This window comes from Burkholderia thailandensis E264 (genome assembly GCF_000012365.1).
GTDB classification, from domain to species: Bacteria; Pseudomonadota; Gammaproteobacteria; order Burkholderiales; family Burkholderiaceae; genus Burkholderia; species Burkholderia thailandensis.
In genome coordinates this window covers 2,356,304-2,378,790 of record NC_007650.1, presented here as the reverse complement: position 1 = coordinate 2,378,790, position 22,487 = coordinate 2,356,304, and the positions used below count along the sequence as shown (strand labels likewise).

The 22,487-nt window shown below is 66.5% G+C and carries 18 protein-coding genes; 7 read left to right on the top strand and 11 right to left on the bottom strand.

What is annotated here, in order from left to right; genetic code table 11:
- Positions 1 to 61: 61 nt before the first annotated feature.
- From BTH_RS09990 to BTH_RS35085, 10 genes are all read right to left on the bottom strand, one after another.
- The gene (locus BTH_RS09990; protein ID WP_009893860.1) at positions 62 to 1,366 is read right to left on the bottom strand and encodes an NAD(P)/FAD-dependent oxidoreductase; all 1,305 of its coding nucleotides are present in this window, start codon (positions 1,364 to 1,366) and stop codon (positions 62 to 64) included.
- A 131-nt stretch (positions 1,367 to 1,497) separates the two neighbouring features.
- Positions 1,498 to 3,078: a DUF3138 family protein gene (locus BTH_RS09985; RefSeq protein WP_009893859.1), complete on the bottom strand. Its 1,581-nt coding sequence runs from the start codon at positions 3,076 to 3,078 to the stop codon at positions 1,498 to 1,500.
- A 65-nt stretch (positions 3,079 to 3,143) separates the two neighbouring features.
- Entirely contained in the window at positions 3,144 to 4,073 is a 930-nt protein-coding gene (locus BTH_RS09980; RefSeq protein ID WP_009893857.1) for an ABC transporter permease subunit, read from the bottom strand.
- Positions 4,070 to 5,050 (bottom strand): ABC transporter permease subunit, encoded by a 981-nt coding sequence (locus tag BTH_RS09975; RefSeq protein WP_011401440.1) that lies wholly within the window; start codon positions 5,048 to 5,050, stop codon positions 4,070 to 4,072. Before BTH_RS09975 ends, BTH_RS09980 begins: the two co-directional genes overlap by 4 nt.
- Complete coding sequence (locus tag BTH_RS09970; RefSeq protein ID WP_009893854.1) at positions 5,047 to 6,201, bottom strand: ABC transporter ATP-binding protein; 1,155 nt, start codon at positions 6,199 to 6,201, stop codon at positions 5,047 to 5,049. Before BTH_RS09970 ends, BTH_RS09975 begins: the two co-directional genes overlap by 4 nt.
- Before the next feature lie 190 nt (positions 6,202 to 6,391).
- Positions 6,392 to 7,513 (bottom strand): polyamine ABC transporter substrate-binding protein, encoded by a 1,122-nt coding sequence (locus tag BTH_RS09965; RefSeq protein WP_009893853.1) that lies wholly within the window; start codon positions 7,511 to 7,513, stop codon positions 6,392 to 6,394.
- 67 nt (positions 7,514 to 7,580) lie between these two features.
- Positions 7,581 to 9,014: an aspartate aminotransferase family protein gene (locus BTH_RS09960; protein ID WP_009893852.1), complete on the bottom strand. Its 1,434-nt coding sequence runs from the start codon at positions 9,012 to 9,014 to the stop codon at positions 7,581 to 7,583.
- A 35-nt stretch (positions 9,015 to 9,049) separates the two neighbouring features.
- Positions 9,050 to 10,384: a glutamine synthetase family protein gene (locus tag BTH_RS09955; protein WP_009893851.1), complete on the bottom strand. Its 1,335-nt coding sequence runs from the start codon at positions 10,382 to 10,384 to the stop codon at positions 9,050 to 9,052.
- 26 nt (positions 10,385 to 10,410) lie between these two features.
- Positions 10,411 to 11,211 carry a gamma-glutamyl-gamma-aminobutyrate hydrolase family protein gene (locus tag BTH_RS09950; RefSeq protein ID WP_043037912.1) on the bottom strand — a complete coding sequence of 267 codons (801 nt, stop codon included), beginning with the start codon at positions 11,209 to 11,211 and terminating at the stop codon, positions 10,411 to 10,413.
- Positions 11,212 to 11,514: 303 nt separating this feature from the next.
- Complete coding sequence (locus BTH_RS35085) at positions 11,515 to 11,736, bottom strand: hypothetical protein (protein WP_162830448.1); 222 nt, start codon at positions 11,734 to 11,736, stop codon at positions 11,515 to 11,517.
- Positions 11,737 to 12,149: 413 nt separating this feature from the next.
- Between BTH_RS35085 and BTH_RS09940 the strand changes: the two genes are divergently transcribed.
- From BTH_RS09940 to groL, 6 genes are all read left to right on the top strand, one after another.
- Entirely contained in the window at positions 12,150 to 12,701 is a 552-nt protein-coding gene (locus tag BTH_RS09940; RefSeq protein ID WP_009893849.1) for a cupin domain-containing protein, read from the top strand.
- A gap of 117 nt (positions 12,702 to 12,818) precedes the next feature.
- The gene (locus BTH_RS09935) at positions 12,819 to 14,309 is read left to right on the top strand and encodes an aldehyde dehydrogenase (RefSeq protein ID WP_009893848.1); all 1,491 of its coding nucleotides are present in this window, start codon (positions 12,819 to 12,821) and stop codon (positions 14,307 to 14,309) included.
- A 131-nt stretch (positions 14,310 to 14,440) separates the two neighbouring features.
- Positions 14,441 to 15,403: an agmatinase gene (gene speB, locus BTH_RS09930; protein WP_009893843.1), complete on the top strand. Its 963-nt coding sequence runs from the start codon at positions 14,441 to 14,443 to the stop codon at positions 15,401 to 15,403.
- Positions 15,404 to 15,460: 57 nt separating this feature from the next.
- Positions 15,461 to 15,874, top strand: coding sequence for a hypothetical protein (locus tag BTH_RS09925; RefSeq protein ID WP_009893842.1), 414 nt, complete (start codon positions 15,461 to 15,463; stop codon positions 15,872 to 15,874).
- Positions 15,875 to 16,035: 161 nt separating this feature from the next.
- Positions 16,036 to 16,326: a co-chaperone GroES gene (locus tag BTH_RS09920; protein ID WP_009893839.1), complete on the top strand. Its 291-nt coding sequence runs from the start codon at positions 16,036 to 16,038 to the stop codon at positions 16,324 to 16,326.
- A gap of 12 nt (positions 16,327 to 16,338) precedes the next feature.
- Entirely contained in the window at positions 16,339 to 17,979 is a 1,641-nt protein-coding gene (gene groL, locus BTH_RS09915) for a chaperonin GroEL (protein ID WP_009893838.1), read from the top strand.
- A gap of 397 nt (positions 17,980 to 18,376) precedes the next feature.
- Here groL and BTH_RS09910 read toward each other — a convergent pair whose 3' ends face one another.
- Positions 18,377 to 18,823, bottom strand: a complete 447-nt coding sequence (locus tag BTH_RS09910) for a PACE efflux transporter (protein WP_009893836.1) — start codon at positions 18,821 to 18,823, stop codon at positions 18,377 to 18,379.
- A 613-nt stretch (positions 18,824 to 19,436) separates the two neighbouring features.
- On the opposite strand from BTH_RS09910, the gene BTH_RS09905 reads away from it, so the two are divergent.
- Entirely contained in the window at positions 19,437 to 21,968 is a 2,532-nt protein-coding gene (locus BTH_RS09905) for an adenosylcobalamin-dependent ribonucleoside-diphosphate reductase (protein ID WP_009893834.1), read from the top strand.
- The last annotated feature ends 519 nt before the right edge of the window (positions 21,969 to 22,487 follow it).

Genomic DNA, 22,487 nt, shown 5'->3' with positions numbered 1-22,487 from the left:
TGGATCGCTTTGATGGTTGTGCGGTTCGGCGGCGCCGCTTGCGCGGCGCGGGCCCGCGCGCTCAGTGCAGCAGCTCGCGCACGCGGTGATACAGCATGCCGAGCGCGAGCGCGGGCTGCCGCCACGCGGGGCCGCCGGGAAAGCGCCGGTGCCGCAGCCGCGCGAACAGATCGAACGCGCGCGTGTCGCCCGCGATCGCGTTCGCGACGATGCGGCCCGCGATGCCGGTCAGCGCGACGCCGTGGCCGCTGAAGCCCTGGAGATAGAAGTAGTTCGGATCGATCGCGCCGAAATCCGGCGCGCGATTGCGGGTCACGTCGACGAAGCCGCCCCATGCGAATTCGATGCGCACGTCGGCGAGCTGCGGGAACGCGCCGATCATCCGGCTGCGTATCGCGCCGACGAGCGCGTCGGGCGACGCGCCCGCCGAGCTCGCACGGCCGCCGAACAGCATCCGGTGGTCGGCGGACAGCCGGAAGTAATCGAGAAAGAAGTTGTTGTCGCAGACGGCTTCGTGTTGCGGGATCAGCATGTTCGAGCGATCCGCGCCGAGCGGCTCGGTCGCGACGATGTACGACGCGACGGGCGCGATGCGCGCGGCCGTCGCGGCGGGCAGCACGCCGCCCGGGCCCGCGTTGCAGCATGCGACGACATAGCGGCAGCGCACCTCGCCGGACGGCGTGCGCACGGTGGGCCGCGCGCCGCGCACCGTTTCGAGCGCGGGCGTGTGCGAGAACAGTCGCACGCCTTCTCGTCGCGCGGCGTCGGCCAGGCCCAGGCAGTATTTGAGCGGATGCAGATGCCCGGACAGCGGATCGTGAACGCCCGCGACATAGCGCGGCGACGCGATGCGCGCGCGGACCGCGCGCGCGTCGAGCCATTCGAGCGACGGGTGGCCCCAGCGCGATGTCGCGCGGTCCATCCACTGCCGCAGTTCCGGCACGCGGCGCGGATGCGTCGCGACGGTCAGATAGCCGCGCGTGAGGTCGCAGTCGATGCCGTGGCGCGCGATGCGCTCGTCAACGAGCGCAAGCGCGTCGAGCGACAGCGCCCACGCTTCGCGCGCGCCTTCGGCGCCGAGCTGACGCTCGATTTCGCCGTCCTTCGCGAAGCCCGCGATCAATTGTCCGCCGTTGCGGCCAGACGCGCCCCAGCCCGGCCGGTGGGCGTCGAGCACGGCGACCGACAGGCCGCGCGCGCGGCAGTCGAGCGCGGTCGACAGACCGGCGAATCCGGCGCCGATCACGCAGACGTCGACGTCGAGCGCATCGTCGAGCGCCGGATCGTCGGCCGGGCGGCGCACGGTGGCTTCGTAATACGAGCGACGTGCGAGCGCGTCAGCGCGGCGGGCAAACGTGTCGATCATAGGCAAGCCGTGAAAGTGGATCGGCATGAGCGCATCGCTGCGTCGTGCGATCGCGATGGGCCATGCAAAAAAGCAGGAGGCGGCGCGAACGAGCGAGCGGCAATCCGCCGCACGCCGTTGCGCCGCCGGCGTCAGAACGAGTAAATGAACTGTGTCGCAAGCAGATCGTTGGACTTGCTGTACGAGCCGTCGTTCCGCAGGAACACCTTGTTGTTCGCCCAGTCGTGCCGGTATTCGACCTTCACGGTGATCTGCTGCGTCGGATAGAACAGCAGGTCGAGCGCGACGTCCTGCCGGTTCGCGCCCTTGCACTCGAAACCTAGGCCGCCGCTTGCCTTCGACGTCGCGAGGCAGTCCGCGTCGATGCCGAAGCCGTCCGGGGTGTCCATTCCGTTGCCGTTGAGCGCGATCCCGCCGCCGCCGCCGCCGTTCTTGCTGTTCGCAAGGAAGTCGTAGCGCAGCGTCGCGCCCATCCGCCCGAGCACCGGCGCGTTGAACTTGCGGTGCGCGAGCAGCGACAAGCCGTACCACTGCGCGCGGCCGCCGTTGAACGCGGCGTGCTGTTGCTGCCCGTAGTCGATTTCCGCGTTGTACTGAACGTCGGCGAGCGTGTACGTCGCATCCGCTTCGGTGAAGAAGAACGTGCCGTACGGGCTCGACGCCTGGCCGCCCGGACCGTAGACGGTCGCGCCCGATTGCGTCGTCGCGCTGCCGAGCGTCTGCCGCCCGATGTTGACCGAGCCGCCGAGATCGAGCGCACTCGACCACGTGTAATCGACGCGCGCGGTGAATGTCGGCACCTTGTTGCTCGTCGTGATCGGATCGCCGAGCGCGTTCGTGCCTGTCTGCGTGACCGAGCCGTACGTGCGGTACTGCTCGTTGCCGAGCAGGAACTTCCACGCCCAGTTGCCCTTCGTGTAGTTCGCGCCGACGCCGATGTAGCTGCCCGGATCGGAGAAATCGTACAGCAGGTTGTGCGTGAGCGTGAGCATCTGGTTGGACTGCTGCAGCTCGTAGCCGCCGAAGCTCGGCATCAGGCCCGCGACGAGCGTCGTCGTCGCGCTGAGCGGCACGTTGACGACCGCGGTGTTGAGAATATTGTTGCCGATGTTGCCGCGCGAGTTCTGCAACAGCGTGATGCCGTTGCCGCGGTTCGGCATCAGCGTGATCTCGGCCGACGGCGCCATCGGGCCGACGCCGAACGTCTTCTTGATGTCGAGATACAGATCGCCGAACGTGCTGTTGAAGTAGTTGTAGTTGCTCTCGTGGTTCGCGAACAGGAACGACGACGTGCCCGCCGCGCGGTTGAACACGTAGGTCGGATCGATGTAGCCCGTCACCGACAGGCCGGCGATCGGCCCGGTGTTCGCCGCGTCGGTCAGCGAATCGACCTTCAACTGCTGATTCGCGATCTGCTGCTTCATCTGCGTGACGTCGTCGTTCGTCAGCACGGCGGTCGCGCGGCCGTAGTCCGGCGACGACTCGTCGACGGGCGCGGCCGCCGTCGCGGTCGCCGCGCCCGCGCCCTTGCCCGCAGCGCCGCCGCCCGTCGCGCCGTGCTGCGACGCGAGCGCGGCGCGCAGCTCCTTCATCTGCGCCTGCAGCGCGTTCAACTGCGCCTGCAGCGCCTTGATCTGCGCGCTCGTCGACGCGGCGCCCGCGAGGCCGGGCAGCGCCCCGGCCACGAGCAGACAGATTAACTTCCTCTTCATGTGATTCTCCTGGGTGTCGTATTGCAAAGGACTGCGATTCGATACGTGTTCGGGCGGGGGCGTCGTCAGGCCGTGCCGAGCGACTTGCGCGTCGCCGCGGCTTGCGGCGGGCGAGCAACGCCGCCGGCCGAGTCGGATTCGGACGAGTCGGAAGGCGCCGGCTGCGCGAACGCCTGGCGCATGTCGCGCTCGCGCCGCCGCTCGCGGCTCAGCATCATCTGATTGACGACGATCACGCCGATCGTCACCGCGGTGATGAAGAGCGTCGCGAGCGCGTTCATCTCGGGGTTCAGGCCGAGACGCACGCGCGAGAACACGACGAGGGGCAACGTCGTCGAACCGGGGCCGGACAGGAACGCGGAGAGCACGAGATCGTCGATCGACAGCGTGAACGACAGCAGCCAGCCGGACAGCAGCGCCTGCGAGATCAGCGGCAGCGTGATCACGAAGAACACCTTGAGCGGCGTTGCGCCGAGGTCGAGCGCCGCTTCTTCGAGCGACTTGTTCAGTTCCTTGACGCGCGACTGCACGATGATCGCGACGTACGACACGCACAGCATCACGTGGCCGATCCAGATCGTCACCATCCCGCGGCCCTTTGGCCAGCCGACCATCTGTTCGAGCGCGACGAACAGCAGCAGCAGCGAGATCCCCTGGATCACTTCGGGAATCACGAGCGGCGCGTTGATCATCCCGGTGTACAGCGTGAAGCCGCGAAAGCGTCCGAAGCGCGCGAGCACGAAGCCCGCCCACGTGCCGATGAACACGGATGCGAACGCGGTCAGCAGGCCGATCTTCAGCGATAGCCACGCGCTCGTCAGCAACTCGTCGTCCTGCCACAGCGCCGCGTACCATTTCAGCGAGAAGCCGGACCAGACCGTGACGAGCTTCGACTCGTTGAACGAATAGACGACGAGGCTCACGATCGGGATGTAGAGAAACAGGAAGCCGAGCGTCAGCACGCCGGCGCGAAGCGGTTTGTTGGGCTTGATCATTTCGCGTTCTCCAGTTCCTTCACCTGGTAGTACTGGAACACGGCCATCGGCACGAGGAGCAGAAGCACCATCGCGACCGTCACCGCGGAAGCCATCGGCCAGTCCATGTTGTTGAAGAACTCGTCCCACATCACGCGGCCGATCATCAGCGTGTCGGCGCCGCCGAGCAGCTCCGGGATCACGTATTCGCCGACGGCCGGAATGAACACGAGCAGGCTGCCCGCGATGATTCCGTTCTTCGACAGCGGCAGCGTGATCCGCGTGAACGCGACCCACGGCTTCGCGCCGAGGTCGTACGCGGCCTCGAGCAGCGTGAGGTCCATCTTCACGAGGTGCGCGTAGAGCGGCATCACCATGAACGGCAGATACGAATAGACCATCCCGATGTAGACGCCCGCGTCGGTGTGATAGAGCCGCAGCGGCGAGTGGATCAAGCCGATCGCGATCAGCGCGTGGTTCAGCAGGCCGTCGTCCTTCAGGATGCCGATCCATGCGTAGACGCGGATCAGGAACGACGTCCAGAACGGCAGCATCACGCCCATCATCAGCAGGTTGCGCGTCGCGGGCGCGGAGCGCGCGATGTAGTACGCCATCGGGTAGCCGATCAGCAGGCACAGGAGCGTCGACACAGCGGCCATCTTCAGCGAGCTGATATAGGTCGCGACATAGAGGCTGTCCTGCAGCAGGAACGCGTAATGGCCGAGCTGCAGCGCGAATTGCACCGCGCCGTCCTTGACGTTCATCAGCGCCGTGTACGGCGGGATGCCCATCACCTGATCGGCGAAGCTGATCTTCAGCACGAGCACGAACGGCAATGCGAAGAACAACGCGAGCCACAGGAACGGCACGCCGATCGCGACGCTGCGGCCGGACGGCGTGAAGCGCGCCGCGAGGCGCGCGGCGAGCGCGCGCACGGGCGACGCGCCGCGGGCGGCGGGCGAAGCCGCCGCGAGCGAGGAGGAGGGGGAAGTTCTCATTGCGTCAGCACCACGCCGCTTGCGGGCGACCAGGAGACGAACACGTCGTCGTTGTATGCGGGCGCACCGTCGTGCATCAGGTGCGAGCTCGAAAGATTGGACACGACCGTCTTGCCGCTCGGCAGGCGCACGTGGTACAGCGAATAGCTGCCCATGTACGCGACGTCGGTGACGACGCCGCGCGCCCAGTTGTGCGGCTCGAGCGGTTTCTCGCGCGATACGCGCACGCGCTCCGGCCGCACCGAGATGCCGACCGGCATGCCGAGCGGGCCCGTGACGCCGTGGCTTACGTACATCCGCGCTTCGAGATCCTCGCTTTCGACGAAGATGTGATCGGGTTCGTCCTCGACGACGACGCCCTCGAACAGGTTTGTCGAACCGATGAATTCGGCCGAGAAGCGGCTGTTCGGAAACTCGTAGACCTGGCCGGGCGTGCCGATCTGCACGATCCGGCCTTCGCTCATCACCGCGAGGCGGCTCGCCATCGTCATCGCTTCTTCCTGATCGTGCGTAACCATCACGCAGGTCACATCGACTTTCTCGATGATGTTGACGAGCTCGAGCTGCGTCTTCTGGCGAATCTTCTTGTCGAGCGCGGACATCGGCTCGTCGAGCAGCAGCAGCTTCGGCCGCTTGACGAGCGAGCGGGCGAGCGCGACGCGCTGTTGCTGGCCGCCCGACAGCTGATGCGGCTTGCGCTGCGCATAGCGGCCCATCTGCACGAGGTTCAGCGCATCGGCGACGCGCTCGCGGATCTCGTGCTTCGGCGTGCCCTCCTGCTTCAGGCCGAACGCGACGTTCGATTCGACGCTCATGTGCGGGAAGAGCGCGTACGACTGGAACATCATGTTCACGGGCCGGCGATACGGCGGCAGCGTCGCAAGGTCCTCGCCGTCGACGAAGATGCGCCCGGACGTGGCCGTCTCCAGCCCGGCGAGCATCCGCAGCAGCGTGGACTTGCCGCAGCCCGAACTGCCGAGCAGCGCGAACAGCTCGTTCTTCGCGATCGACAGATTGACGTTGTCGACGGCGGTGCTGTCTCCGAATTTTTTCACGACGTTCTCGATGCGGACGAACTCGTTCGTTCCGGCCGGCGTGCCGACCGGGGGACGCGCCAGTTGCGCGGTGTCGATTGAAGGCGTCGATTTCATGGTGTAGCCATCCTTCGTTGGGGATCGCAGGCATGAGCGCTCCCGCGCGACGCGCATCGTGCGAATCGCGGAGAATCTGCGACCGGGAATCGAGGTGCCCGTGCGTTTCAGGTCGAACGCACCGGCGCCGGATTGCTTGCTCGGGGCGCGCGGCAATCGAGCGACTGCCGCGCGCGTGAACCGCTCGTGATCAGTGTCCTGTCTTTAGTTGCGCCCAAAGACGGTTTTCGAGCCGCAGGATGTCGGCAGGCATCGGCCGCATCAGCGTCATCTTCTTCAGCACGTCTTCGGGCGGATAGACGGTCGGGTCCTGCGCGACGGCGGGCACGACGAACTGGCGCGCCGCCCGGTTCGCGGTCGGATAGAACACCTCGTTCGTGATCGCGGCGTTGACCTTTGGGTCCTCGATGTAGTTGATCCATTTCAGCGCGGCTTCCGCGTGCGGCGCATCCTTCGGGATCACCATCACGTCGAACCACAGCAGGCCGCCTTCCTTCGGATTCGAGAACTTGATGTCGTACGGGCGCTTCGCTTCTGCCGAGCGGCGATGTGCGATGCCGACGTCGCCCGACCACCCGAGCGCGACGCACACGTCGTTGTTCGCGAGATCGTTGATGTAGCCGGACGAGTTGAATTGCGTGATGTACGGGCGGACTTTCTTCAGCACCTCGAACGCCGCCTGGTAATCGGCGGGGTTCGTGCTGTTCGGATTCTTGCCCATGTATTGCAGCGTCGCGGCGAACACGTCGACGGCCTGATCGAGGAACGACACGCCGCAGCCCTTGAGTTTCGACATGTTCGCCGGATCGAACACGAGCGCCCAGCTGTCGACGGGCGCGTTCTCGCCGAGCGCCTTCTTCACCGCCTGCACGTTGTAGCCGATGCCGTCGGTGCCGAATGCCCACGGCACGCCGTACTGGTTGCCCGGATCGGCTTCGGCGATCATTTTCATCAGCGTCGGATCGAGGTTCGACAGGTTCGGCAGCTTCGATTTGTCGAGCTTCTGATAGACGCCCGCCTGAATTTGCTTGGCCATGTAGTTCGACGTCGGCACGACGACGTCGTAGCCGGAGCTGCCCGCGAGCAGCTTCGCCTGCAGCGTGTCGTCGCTGTCGTAGTTGTCGTACTTGACGTGGATGCCCGATTGTTTCTCGAAGCCCGGGATCGTGTCTTTCGCGATGTAGTCGGACCAGTTGTAGACGTTCAGCTCGCCGCCGGCCGCATGCGCGGCCGGCATGGCCAGCGCCGACGCGCCGGCGAGCGCGGCGAGCGCAGCGCGCGCGACCGCATGACGAAGATGGCTCACACTCATGTTGTTCCCCTGATGATGAAGGTGGGCGCGCGGCGCCCGCGCGCCGCCTGCCCGATTGGCAATGCCGTTAGGAAAGACCCAGTTGCTGCGCCGTCGCGTCGATCGCACGCTTCGCCTTCTCGACGATCTCGTCGATTTCGGGCCGCGAGATCACGAGCGGCGGCGAAAGCAGCATCCGGTCGCCCGTCGCGCGCATGATCAGGTTGCCGTTGAAGCAGTAGTCGCGGCAGATCGTGCCGACCTCGCCGCCGTTCTCGAAGCGCTTGCGCGCGCCCGGCTCGCGCGCGAGCTGAATGCCCGCGACAAGCCCCGCGCCGGCGATATCCCCGACGATCGGATGGTTCGCGAACGTCTCGCGCAGCAACTGCTGGAAGTACGGGCCGGTATCGGTCTTCACGCGCTCGACGATCTTCTCGTCGCGCAGCACCTTCAGATTCGCGACGGCCACCGCCGCGGCCACCGGATGCCCCGAGTACGTCATCCCGTGATTGAACTCGCCGTGCGCGATCAGCGCGTCGGCGATCCGGTCCGACAGCGCGACCGCGCCCATCGGCACGTAACCGCTCGTCAGCCCCTTCGCGAGCGTCATCAGGTCGGGCTCGAAGCCGAAGTGCTGGTGCGCGAACCATTCGCCGGTGCGCCCGAAGCCGCCGATCACTTCGTCCGCGACGAGCAGCACGTCGTACTGGCGGCAGATCCGCTCGATCTCGGGCCAGTACGTCGACGGCGGGAAGATCACGCCGCCGGCGCCCTGGAACGGCTCGCCGATGAACGCGGCGACGTTCTGCGCGCCGAGCTCGAGAATCTTCGCCTCGAGCTGCCGCGCGCGTTCGAGGCCGAACGCCTCGGGCGTCTGCCCTTCGCTCGCCTCGCCGAAGTAATAAGGCTGATCGATGTGGACGATATGCTCGACCTTCGAGGGCATCTGCTCGTGCATGTAGCCCATGCCGCCGAGCGTGGCGCCCGCGATCGTCGAGCCGTGATAGCCGTTCCTGCGCGAGATCACGAACTTCTTCTGCGGCCGGTTTTGCGTGCGCCAGTACTGATGCGCGATGCGCAGCACGGTATCGTTGCCCTCGGAGCCGCTGTTGCAATAGAAGAAGCGGTTGAACGCGGGCGGCGCGATCTCGGCAAGCAGCGCGGAGAGCTCGATGACGGGCGGATGGGTGGTCTTGAAGAACGTGTTGTAGAACGGCAGCTCGCGCAACTGGCGGCTGCCGGCCGCGATCAGTTCCTCGCGGCCGTAGCCGACGTTCACGCACCAGAGGCCGGCCATGCCGTCGATGATCTTGTTGCCGTCGGAATCCCACAGATGGACGCCTTCGGCCTTCACGATCACGCGGCTGCCCGCGCGATTGAGCGAGCCCATGTCGGAGAACGGGTGAATGTGATGCGCGGCGTCGAGCGCGCGATATTCGGCGCTCGTGCGGTGCGCGTGCGCGCCGGGGGCGGGCGCGGCGGGTTGAATCCACGCGGATTCGTTGTTCAGTCGGTAGCTCATCGTTTCCTCCTGGATGGATGCGGCTGCGCGCGCGTTCAGACGTGCAGCAGCAAATGCTTGCGTTCCCACGAGCTGATCACGCGGAAGAACGCTTCGTATTCGGTTTCCTTCAACGCGAGATAGGCCGTCACGAACTTCTCGCCGAGGATCTGGGCAATCGGCTCGCACGCGGCCATCAGCGTGAGGCCCTCTTCGAGATTGCGCGGCAACTGGTACGGCAGGCTGTATCCGTCGCTGACGAGCGGCTCGGTCGGCACGAGGCGCTGCGTCATGCCGACGTAGCCGGCCGCGAGCGTGGCCGCGATCGCGAGATACGGATTGCAGTCGACACCCGGAATCCGGTTCTCGACGCGGCGCGACGCCGACGACGAGTGCGGAATCCGGAAGCCGACCGTGCGGTTGTCGTAGCCCCACTGCACGTTGATCGGCGCGGCCATGAAGCGCGACAGCCGGCGATACGAGTTGATGTACGGCGCGAAGATCGGCATCAGCGCGGGCGTGTACTTCTGCAGCCCGGCGATGTACGCGTAGAACATGTCGGTCGGGCCGCCGTCGTTGGAGGTGAACAGGTTGCGTCCGGTCTCCTCGTCGACGATGCTCTGATGCACGTGCATCGCCGAACCCGGTTCGTTCTCCATTGGCTTCGCCATGAACGTCGCGTACATGTGATGCCTGAGCGCCGCCTCGCGCACCGTGCGCTTGAACAGGAACACGCGGTCGGCAAGGTTCAGCGGGTCGCCGTGCAGGAAGTTGATCTCCATCTGCGCGGCGCCGACTTCGTGAATCAGCGTGTCCACTTCGAGATCCTGCACCTCGCAGTATTCGTAGATGTCCTCGAAGAGCGGATCGAACTCGTTGACCGCTTCGATTGAATACGACTGGCGCCCTGTCTCTGGCCGCCCGGTACGGCCGATGGGCGGCGCGAGCGGCAGGTCCGGGTCCTTGTTCATGTCGACCAGGTAGAACTCGAGCTCCGGTGCGATCACGGGCTTCCAGCCCTTCGCCTTGTAGAGCTCGAGCACGCGGCGCAGCACGCGGCGCGGCGAGATCTCGACGGGCGTGCCGTCGAAATGCACGCAATCGTGGATCACCTGCGCGGTCGGATCGATCGCCCACGGAATCAGGCGGATCGTCGATGCATCGGGCAGGCACACCATGTCGGGATCGGTGACGCCCGTCAGGCTGCCGTCTTCCGGGTAGTCGCCGGTGACGGTCTGGATCATCACCGCCTGCGGCAGGCGCATCGATTCGCCGGTTTCGAACTTGCTGCGCGGAATGATCTTGCCGCGCGCGATGCCGGCCATGTCGGGGATGATCGCTTCGATTTCGGTGATCCGGTGCTTCTTCAGGAATTCGTCGATGTCTTGCATGATCGTTCTCGTTGTAGTGGGCCGGTTCACGCGCCGGCCGTGTGGGCCGGCGACAGGTCGGCGTGGTGCTGCATGCGGGCGCGCATCCGTTCGCGGCACGCGTGGCCGAATGCGCGAAAGATCGCGGTGGACAGCGGGTCGTCCGCGTGCTTCCACTCGGGATGCCATTGCACGCCGAGTGCGAACGCACGCGCGTGCGGCACGCGGACCGCTTCGATCAGGCCGTCGGGCGCGAGCGCGTCGATCGCGAGGCCCGCGCCCAATTGCGCGATGCCCTGACCGTGCAGCGAATTCACGTGTGCTTGCGTCGCGCCGCCGATCAGACGTTGCAGCACTCCGCCCGCCACGAGCCGGATTTCATGCGCGGGCGCGTACTGCGCGTCGAGCGGGTCGTCCTTGTCCTCGCGGTGATCGTCGAATCCGTCGACCGCATGCACCTGCTGATGCAGCGTGCCGCCGAACGCGACGTTCATCTCCTGGAAGCCGCGGCAGATCGCGAGCACGGGCACGCCGGCGTCGATCGCCGCGCGCACGAGCGGCAGCGTCGTCTCGTCGCGCGCGGGATCGTGCAGCGTGCCGGGCGCGCTCGGCTCGCCGCCGTAGCGATGCGGCTCGACGTTCGAATAGCTGCCGGTCAACAACAGTCCGTCGACGGCGGCGAGCACGTCGCGCGCCGCCTGCCGCGGGCCGAGCGCCGGCACGAGCATCGCGAGCGCATCGGCGCCGTCGACGACCGCCGTGATGTACTTCTCGACGACGACGTGCGATGGATGCGCGCCCATCATCTTTCTGTCTGCGGTGATACCGACCAATGGTTTGCTTTGCATGAATTTCACGTTTCGATGAATGCCCGGATTGCGAATCGCGCATCGAAAATCGCAATTCGGCAGGCGTGAGCGGGCCCGTCGGCTTCGCGCGGTGCGTGAAGTCGATGAGTCGTGTGCGCGGCGGGCGAGCGACGGCCGCAAGCCGGCAATCGCACGGCGCGCGATGAAGAGTGATTTCGCTCGCTCGAATCGAGCGCGCGGCGCAGCGGGGATGGTCGAGCGCGCGCGACGATGCGGCAGGCCGCTGCGCCGGTCAGGCGTCAGCGCTTGCGTTCGAGGCGAACGGCGTCGGAAGGAGAGGCGCTACGGCAGCAGCGAGGCGACTTCGTCGATATGCACGGCGATGTAGGCGCGTGCGGAGACGGCGTTGTGACGTCGCACGGAGCGACGGGACAGGATGGTGATGACGGACGGAAGCAGGCGAGGAACAAGCGCGCCGCTGCTGCCGTCGGAGAGGGCGACGTCATGCGGGAGACTCGCCGCATGTCTTCGATCCCACCTTACCAGAGGGCCACGGACTCTCACGATTACACTCGACTGGTGACGTTGAAAGTTTTGAACACCCCGTTTCATCGAACGCACTCGGCGTTTAATCAATCGGGGCATCGGTGCGGCGGCAGGATCGTCAAATCGATGAAAATTTCGGACACCGTCTGAAATGCACCGCAACATGACGATGATGTGACGCCGACCTGTGGATCAGCATATACGAGTCAAAAACGGCGTCAAATATTTTTCAAAAATACGAAGCATCGCGTGCTTCGTGGTGACTGGCATCAATCCTGCATCAACGAAAGCGTGCCGGGGCGTGCATTATTTCGAACGCCTTGCAGGGTTTTCCCGGGCAGAAAACAACCGAAAGTGATTAGAATATTCGACACTCATGCCACGCAATCGTCGGTCGTCGACGCTCACCAATCGTGTCGGAATTCCCATCGATGTCCAATGAAGTCGCCACCCGCCTGCGTCACGTGCGCATGAAGTACGGGCTGTCTCAACGCGAGCTCGCGAAGCGCGCGGGCGTCACGAACGGCACCATCTCGCTGATCGAGCAGAGCCGCGTCAGTCCTTCGGTAGGATCGCTGAAGAAATTGCTCGAGTGCATTCCGATGAGCCTCGCGGAGTTCTTCACGTTCGAGGTCGACGAGAACCGCTCGGTCGTCTCGCGGCGCGACGAGATGCCGAATCTCGGCAACGAGACGATCGGCTTTTATCTCGCGGGATCGGGCGTCAAGGATCGCAACATGTGCATCATGCGCGAGGTCTACCAGCCGCTCGCGGATACCGGAGCGGAAATGCTCACGCATGCGGGGCACGAGGGCGGCGTCGTGGTGTCGGGGCGGATCGAGCTAACCGTCGACGGCACCACGTGGCTGCTCGACCCCGGAGACAGCTATTACTTCGAGAGCCGCTTGCCGCACCGTTTTCGCAATCCCAGCGCGGAACACGTCTGCGAGGTCGTATCGGCGAATTCGCCGCCCACCTTCTGACGTCGCGCCAACGCGATTCGCCGCCGGCCGCGCGCTGCGGGCAAGCAGCGCCGCATCCGTCACGCATGGCGGGACGCCACGCCCGCGGGGCGAATCTCATTCTACGAGGCTATTCCGATGGACAAGACCACTTTGGCTTACTGGCAGGACAAGGCCGCGTCGCTCGCGATCGAGGGGCGCGCATTCATCGACGGCGCGTATCGCGACGCGCACGGCGGCAACACGTTCGATTGCGTGAGCCCGATCGACGGCCGCGTGCTCGCGAAGGTCGCCGACTGCGGCGCGGCCGACGTCGACGCGGCGGTGGCCGCCGCACGGCGCGCGTTCGACGAGCAGGTGTGGGCCGGGCTGAACCCGCGCAAGCGCAAGGCGATCCTGCTGCGATGGGCGGCGCTGATGCGCGCGCATCTCGACGAGCTTTCGCTGCTCGAAACGCTCGATGCGGGCAAGCCGATCGGCGATACGACGACGGTCGACGTGCAGGGCGCCGCGTACTGCGTCGAGTGGTTCGCGGAGGCGATCGACAAGGTGGGCGGCGAAGTGGTGCCCGCCGATCATCATCTCGTCGGCCTCGTCACGCGCGAGCCGCTTGGCGTCGTGGCCGCGGTCGTGCCGTGGAATTTCCCGATCCTGATGGCGTCGTGGAAGTTCGGGCCGGCGCTCGCCGCGGGCAACAGCGTCGTGCTGAAGCCTTCCGAGAAATCGCCGCTCACGGCGATCAAGGTCGCGCAGCTCGCGCACGAAGCGGGGATTCCGGCCGGCGTGTTCAACGTCGTGCCGGGCGGCGGCGAGCCGGGCAAGCTGCTCGCGCTGCATCGCGATGTCGACTGTCTCGCATTCACCGGCTCCACGGGCGTCGGCAAGCTGATCATGCAGTACGCGGGGCAATCGAACCTGAAGCGCGTGTGGCTCGAGTTGGGCGGCAAGTCGCCGAACATCGTGCTGCCCGACTGCCCGGATCTCGATCGCGCGGCGAAGGCGGCGGCGGGTGCGATCTTCTACAACATGGGCGAGATGTGCACGGCGGGCTCGCGCCTGCTCGTGCACCGCGACATCAAGGACGCGTTTCTCGAAAAGCTCGTCGCCGCGGCGCGCGCGTACAAGCCGGGCAATCCGCTCGACCCGAACGTGTCGATGGGCGCGATCGTCGATGCGCTGCAGCTCGAGCGCGTGCTCGGCTACATCGAGGCCGGGCGCGCCGAAGCGAAGCTGCTGCTCGGCGGCGCGCGCGTGAATGCGGCGAGCGGCGGCTTCTACATCGAGCCGACCGTGTTCGACACGGCGCCCGATACGAAGATCGCGCGCGAGGAGATCTTCGGGCCGGTGCTGTCGGTGATCACGTTCGATTCGGTCGACGAAGCGGTGAGAATCGCGAACGACAGCGAATACGGGCTGGGCGCGGCGGTGTGGACCGCGAACCTGACGACCGCGCACGAAGTCGCGCGGCGACTGCGCGCGGGCACTGTCTGGGTCAACTGCTACGACGAAGGGGGCGACATGAACTTCCCGTTCGGCGGCTACAAGCAATCGGGCAACGGCCGCGACAAGTCGTTGCACGCACTGGAGAAGTACACCGAGCTGAAATCGACGCTCGTGCGGCTGCGCTAAAGGATTCGCAAGCCAGCGCGGCGGCGCGCGCAACGTGCCGCCGCGTTCCCAATGAATCCGACCGCCGGTTCGCTCGCATCTTTCTTCGGAGCGGCATCGCGAGCGAGCCGGTCTCTCCATCGGGTCATTCGATGAATGAAACGCTTTATGGCGACGGCGCGATCCGCCGTCCATCCGTCTACGGTTCCTCGATCGAAAACACTTACGCGGGCGTGCTGTCGTTCATGCGGCGCAACTACACGCGCGATCTCGACGGCGTCGACGTCGTCGTGTCCGGCGTGCCGCTCGATCTCGCGACGACGTTTCGCTCCGGCGCGCGCCTGGGCCCGTCCGCGGTGCGCGCGGCGAGCGTGCAGCTTGCCGAGCTGAATCCGTATCCCTGGGGATTCGATCCGTTCGACGATCTCGCGGTGATCGACTACGGCGACTGCTGGTTCGACGCGCACCATCCGCTCTCGATCAAGCCCGCGATCGTCGAGCACGCGCGGACGATCCTGCAATCGGACGCGAGGATGCTGACGCTCGGCGGCGACCACTACATCACGTATCCGTTGCTGATCGCGCATGCGCAGAAGTACGGCAAGCCGCTGTCGCTGATCCATTTCGACGCGCACTGCGACACGTGGGCCGACGACGCGCCCGACAGCCTCAATCACGGCACGATGTTCTACAAGGCCGTCAAAGACGGGCTGATCGATCCGAAGGCGTCGGTGCAGGTCGGCATCCGCACTTGGAACGACGACTATCTCGGCATCAACGTGCTCGACGCCGCCTGGGTGCACGAGCACGGCGCGCGCGCGACGCTCGAGCGCATCGAGTCGATCGTCGGCGGCCGGCCTGCCTATCTGACGTTCGACATCGACTGCCTCGATCCCGCGTTCGCGCCGGGAACGGGCACGCCGGTCGCGGGCGGGCTGTCGTCCGCGCAGGCGCTCGCGATCGTGCGCGGTCTCGGCGGCGTGAACCTGATCGGCGCGGACGTCGTTGAGGTCGCGCCCGCTTACGACCAGAGCGAGATCACCGCGATCGCGGCCGCGCATGTCGCATGCGATCTGCTGTGTCTGTGGCGGCAGCGCAAGGCGGGCGCGCGCTGACGGCCGCATCGGCGGCCCGGCGCGCCCCGTCGAACTGTCGGACATACGGAGCGAGCGATGGCATACGCGATCAAAGCCGAGGTGAGCGATCCGCAAGCGAAGACATGGACGTTCGCCGCGCAAAAGACGATGTACGGCGGCAAACGCATTGCCGAGGGCGACACGATCTTCGTGTTCGCGAGCGAGAACGAGGGCGGGCCGGGCCTCGTCGCGCGTGGTGTCGTCACGTATGCGCAAGCGATCGCGAAGACGCCCGGCATCGCGCGGCATACGCCGCGCACAAGTGTCGCGATCGCGCGCACGGCGCTCGCGAAGCGCCCGCTGGGGCGCGTCGGGCTCAAGCGCTTTGCCGACTGGAGCGACGGCCGACCGGAGACCGAGCTCAACTTCAAGCTCTATCGTCAAGCGACGAACAAGATCGTCGGCATCTCGAACGAAGCCGCCGCGTTCCTCGACACGTTCTTTCGTTAGCCCAGCCGGCCGGCCGCTCCTGAAGCCGCAGCTAATGCGTTTTCCCCGATAAGTTTTTGCGAATCCGTTATTGGAGCGTTCGGGCGCGCGTTTCTATACTCGACACCTGATTGGCACTCACCCAACCCGAGTGCCGACGATTTCGATAAGGAAACGTGAGAATGAGCCTACGTCCGCTACACGATCGCGTCATCGTCAAGCGACTCGATCAGGAAACCAAGACCGCATCGGGCATCGTGATTCCCGACAGCGCGGCCGAAAAGCCCGATCAGGGCGAAATCGTCGCGGTCGGCCCCGGCCGGCGCGATGCCGACGGCGTGCGCGTCGAGCCCGACGTGAAAGTCGGCGAGCGCGTGCTGTTCGGCAAGTACGCCGGGCAGCCCGTGAAGGTCGACGGCAACGAATTGCTGGTGCTGCGCGAGGAAGAGATCGTCGCAGTCGTTCATTCCTGAGCGGGGAGCATCATGGCAGCGAAAGAAATCATTTTCCACGACGGCGCGCGCACGAAGCTCGTCGAAGGCGTCAATCTGCTCGCGAACGCGGTGAAGGTCACGCTCGGCCCGAAAGGCCGCAACGTCGTGCTCGAGCGCAGCTTCGGCTCGCCCGTCGTCACGAAGGACGGCGTATCGGTGGCCAAGGAGATCGAGCTGGCGGACAAAGTGCAGAACATCGGCGCGCAACTCGTGAAGGAAGTCGCGTCGAAGACGAGCGATGCGGCGGGCGACGGCACGACGACCGCAACCGTGCTCGCGCAGGCGATCGTGCGCGAAGGGCAGAAGTACGTCGCGGCGGGCCTGAATCCGCTCGATCTGAAGCGCGGCATCGACAAGGCGGTGGCCGCCGCGGTCGAGGAACTGAAGAAGATCAGCAAGCCGACGACGACGAGCAAGGAGATCGCGCAGGTCGCGACGATCTCGGCGAACGGCGAGGAATCGATCGGCCAGCGCATCGCCGAGGCGATCGACCGCGTCGGCAAGGAAGGCGTAATCACCGTCGAGGACGGCAAGTCGCTCGCCGACGAGCTCGACGTCGTCGAAGGGCTGCAGTTCGATCGCGGCTACCTGTCGCCGTACTTCATCAACAATCCGGACCGCCAGCTCGCGGTGCTCGACGAGCCGTTCATCCTGTTGCACGACAAGAAGATCTCGAACATCCGCGATCTGCTGCCGGTGCTTGAGCAGGTTGCGAAGGCGGGCCGGCCGCTGCTGATCGTCGCCGAGGACGTCGAGGGCGAGGCGCTCGCGACGCTCGTCGTCAACAATATCCGCGGCACCCTGAAGACCGTCGCGGTCAAGGCACCGGGCTTCGGCGACCGCCGCAAGGCGCTGCTCGAAGACATCGCGATTCTCACGGGGGGCCAGGTGATCGCCGAGGAAACCGGCCTCACGCTCGAGAAGGCGACGCTGCAGGAGCTTGGCCGCGCGAAGCGCATCGAGGTCGGCAAGGAAAACACGACGCTGATCGACGGCGCAGGCGACAAGCCGAACATCGACGCGCGCGTGAAGCAGATCCGCGCGCAGATCGCCGATGCGACGTCCGACTACGATCGCGAGAAGCTGCAGGAGCGCGTCGCGAAGCTCGCGGGCGGCGTTGCGGTGATCAAGGTCGGCGGCGCGACCGAAGTCGAGGTAAAGGAAAAGAAGGACCGCGTCGACGACGCGTTGCACGCGACGCGCGCGGCCGTCGAGGAAGGCATCGTGCCGGGCGGCGGCGTCGCGCTGATTCGCGTGAAGCAGGCAATCGCGGAGTTGACGGGCGCGAACGTCGATCAGAAGGCGGGCATCAACATCGTGCTGCGCGCGCTCGAGGAGCCGCTGCGCCAGATTGTCGCGAACGCGGGCGAGGAAGCGAGCGTCGTCGTCGCGACGGTCGCGGCCGGCAGCGGCAACTACGGCTATAACGCGGCGACGGGCGAATACGGCGATCTCGTCGAATCGGGCGTGCTCGATCCGACTAAGGTCACGCGCACCGCGTTGCAGAACGCGGCGTCGATCGCGGGCCTGCTGCTGACGACCGACGCGACGGTCCACGAAGCGCCGAAGGACGCGCCGCCCGCGCAGCCGGCGGGCGTGCCGGGCGCGGGCGGCACGGGCTTCGATTTCTGAGCGGCCGTGTAGCGCCGGCGCGAATGCGTGCGCGGCTCCGGGCCGCGCGCCACGGCGACGCATGCGATGCGTGCTTGGGAGGGGCGCGGCGACGCAGCCCGTGTCCTTGGCCTGGCGCGCGTCGACGTCCGTCGCGCACGCTGCCAGTGCGCGCGACGCGATCGACGGCGATTCGCTTGCGAGCGGCCTTGCGCCGCCGATGCGTCGACGTCCGTCGCGCCCGAAGCGAGTGGGCCGTATCTGACTCGCGCGCTGAACAACAACGGCTTTCTGCCGGACTTCGTCGCATTGCACGCGAACGCGCCGCCGCGCTCGAAGCACTTCCGATCGTCGCCGAGATCAATGGCCGCCGCGACGCTCAAGTGCGCGGTGATCGCACCGCGCGGCCCGGGCGGCGTCAGCTCGACGAAGCTTCCGGGGGCGCGGGCCGCGCCGACGCCGGCAGCCCGAACAGGCGATCGAAAGCGAGATTGAACGCGAACGTGTACGCGAGGAAGAATGCGATCAGGCCCAAATCCAATACGAACGCCTGCCACAGCGAAACGTCGAGCCACCACGCGAACAGCGGCACCAGCATGACGACCAGCCCGGCCTCGAAGCCGACCGCGTGCGCGATGCGCCGTAGCAAGCCGCGTCCCCGGCGGGTCTGGCGGGCTTCCCACCATTCGAATGCGGTGTTGTAGGCCAGATTCCAGGCCACCGCGATCGCCGAAGAAGCGACGGCCGCGATGCTCGCATGCGCGGGGGCCTGGCCGGTGAGCAGCGAAAATCCGGTCGTGGTGATCGCGATGGCGATCAGCTCGAAGCATGTGACGTAGACGATTTTTCTCTTGAAACCTTGCATGGCGGAGTGCGGAACCGGGGATGCCGGAGAGGCCGTGTTCGAAGTGGAGTCGAGGTCGACGCGAATGATCTGACGAAGCGATCGGCACAGAGGATACCGAATTCGGCGCACGATCGCCTCCGGTCCGTGCGCCGCGCGTTATCGTGACCACGGCGCGTTGCCGGCGCGCGCGGGCCGAATGCATCTCGCGGCGGTGCCGACGCCCGCCATGCGCTCGGCGGGCCCCGCGCCGGGCCCGCGCCGTCGGGCACTGCATCGCGGCCGTATTGCGTCCCTATCGCTTCGCTATTGCGTCCCCCGATCGCGGCGCCCGCATGCTGCGCAGCGGCAAGCATCTCGCCGCGCGTTGCCGTCCCGTGCCGCCGAGTCAAGCGCGGGCGCGCCGGCCGCGCGCGCCCGGTCGTCCGGCCTTTCGGGTATCCCGTCGGTTTCCGGCTTTCCGTTTCATTGACCCGGCCGTAGTTTCGCGCGGCCACCGCGCGCCGCCGATTGCGACGAAATGGCGGCTGCGGTATGGTCGTCGCATGCGGCGACGCGCCGCTCTCGGCCGTCACGCCACGTGGCTATAGTGTCGAGCCCATCATCCACGCGCACTGCCGTAGAGAGACTGTCCATGGCGACCATCGCAACCGAGTTCCATCTCGCTCCGCAGCAATTCTCGATCGACGTGCTGCTGGAAAAATACGCGAAAGGCGACGAACGAACGGCCGACGACATCTATCGCCGCGTCGCGCGCGGCGTCGCGCAGGCGGAGCCGCCGGAATTGCGCGACGAAATCGAGGCGCGCTTCGTCGAGCATCTGCAACGCGGCGCGCTCGGCGCGGGCCGGATCATGAGCGCGGCGGGCAGCTCGATCGCGGCGACGCTGATCAACTGCTTCGTGCAGCCGGTTGGCGATTGCATCCAGGGCGTCGACGAGCGCGGGCTGCCCGGCATCTACGTCGCGCTGCTGCAGGCGGCGGAGACGATGCGGCGCGGCGGCGGGGTCGGCTACAACTTCTCGGCGATCCGGCCGCGCGGCGCATACGTGCATTCGACGGGCTCGAGCGCGTCCGGCCCGTGCAGCTACATCGACGTGTTCGACGCGTCGTGCCGCACGGTCGAGAGCGCGGGCGCGCGGCGCGGCGCGCAGATGGCGGTGCTCGATTGCGATCATCCCGACCTGCTCGAATTCATCGAGGCGAAGCATTCGAAGGGCCGCTGGAACAACTTCAACATCTCGGTCGCGGTGACCGACGCGTTCATGAACGCAGTCGAGCAGGACCTGCCGTGGCAGCTCGTGCACCGCGCGGAGCCGTCTCCCGCGCTGCGCGCGGCGGGCGACCTGCATCGGCGCGACGACGGCATGTGGGTCTACGCGGAACGGCGCGCGCGCGCGATCTGGGACAAGATCATGCGCTCGACGTACGACGTCGCCGAGCCGGGCGTCGTGTTCATCTCGAAGATGAACGACGACAACAACCTGCGCGCGATCGAATCGATTCGTGCGACGAATCCGTGCGGCGAGCAGCCGCTGCCCGCGTACGGCTGCTGCAATCTCGGGCCGTTGAACCTCACGCGCTTCGTGATCGATCCGTTCGCGCGGCTCGACGGCGGCGAAAGCGTGTTCGACTGGGACGCGCTCGCCGAGCGCACGCGCACGCAAGTGCGTTTTCTCGACGACGTGCTCGACGTGACGCTCTGGCCGCTGCCCGAGCAGCGTCACGAGGCGCAGCAGAAGCGGCGAATCGGCATCGGCTTCACGGGCCTGGGCGACACGCTCGTGATGCTCGGCCTGCGCTACGACGCGCAGGAGGGGCGCGATTTCGCCGCGCGCGTCGCGCGCGAGATGCGCGACGCCGCGTATCGCGCGTCGGTCGAGCTCGCGTGCGAGCGCGGCGCGTTTCCCCTCTTCGACGCGAGCCGGTATCTTGAAGAAGGCACGTTCGCGTCGCGCCTGCCCGACGACATCCGGGAGGCGATCCGCCGCGACGGCATCCGCAACAGCCATCTGTTGTCGATCGCGCCGACGGGCACAGTGAGCCTCGCGTTCGCGGACAACGCGTCGAACGGCATCGAGCCCGCGTTCTCGTGGACGTATCAGCGCACGAAGATCATGGCGGACGGCAGCCGGCAGACGTTCGCGGTCGAGGATTACGCGTACCGGCTGTATCGCGAGCTGGGCGGCGACGTCGACGCGCTGCCCGGCTATTTCGTCAGCGCGCTGCAGATGTCCGCGCACGATCACCTCGCGATGATGGCGGCCGTGCAGCCGTACATCGACACCTCGATCTCGAAGACGGTCAACGTGCCCGCCGATTACCCGTTCGACGATTTCGAGAGCCTCTATTTCGACGCATGGAAGAGCGGGCTGAAGGGGCTCGCGACGTATCGCCCGAACGAGACGCTCGGCGCGGTGCTTCACACGTCCGAGCCTGACGACACGCTCGAAGAGGCGGATCTCGATCCGCTGCGCATCGCGATCGACCATCGGCCGAAGGGCGAGTTGCCGGCGGTGATCGAGAAGGTCGAATACCTGACGCAGCTCGGCAAGAAATCGCTGTACGTCGCGGTGTCGTTCATGGAGGTGACGGGGCGCATCGGCGGCGGCGAAGTGACGATCGAGCGGCCGATCGAGTTCTTCATTCCGGTCGGCCAGCGCGACGAATCGCAGCAATGGATCACGGCGACGATGCGCTCGCTGTCGCTCGCCGCGCGCGGCGGATTCGTCGCGCGCAACCTGCAGGATCTGCGCAAGGTGTCGTGGGACCGTGGGCAGGTGCGGCTCGGCGAGACGCAGCGGCTCGACGGCCGGCGCATTCCGCTGTGGCACGATTCCGAAGTCGCGGCGCTCAGCTACGCGATCCAGCAGATCCTGCATCGCCGCGGCTTTCTCGATGCGGAAGGCAATCAGGTGCCTTCGCGCCTGCTCGCGAAACTGCCGCGCGGCGGCGCGGATTCGCACGCGGTCGCCGCGATGCTCGCGGCCGAGAACGAATCGGCGGACGGCGAAGGCGACGATGAGACGGCCGCGGCGGCGCACGGCACGGGCGAGTTGCGCACGATGTTCGGCCGCAAGTGCAACTCGTGCGGCGCGAACGCGGTGATCCGCAAGGACGGGTGCGATTTCTGCACCGCGTGCGGCGAAATCGGCGCGTGCGGTTGAGCGGCTGTTCGCTCGTGCGCGCGCCGTAGGCGAAGCCTGCGGTGCGCGCATCGGCGCGTTGAACGTTGAAGCGGCAGGCGGGCGGAATTGGCGATTCCGCGCCGCGCCGCGCGACGCACGATCGTTTCATCTCTTCCGGGACGACGCGATAACCGGCCGTCTCGGCGTCGCGCCGCCGTGCGGCGCTCGCGTCGACGACGGCAAACCCGGGGCATCGGAGCCGGCGTCGATCGATGCCGTGCAAACGCCATTCAAACGTCTCGTGTCGCGCCGGCACGTTCGATGTCGGCATAACCTCTCCACAGTCCTTCCTTCCCCCCCGTCTCCTCGCGTTCCCGCGGGCCGTGCCCGCTCGTGTCTTCATGCGCGCCGATCGACGGACGGCGCGATGTCGCCGCGCGCGATTCGCCGGTCCGACGGCGCATCGCCGAATGCCGCTCCGCAGGCGGGGCTGCGCCGATGACCGGAATTTCAAGATCGCACGGCCCGCTCGCATGACCGGAATCCGATTCAATTCAT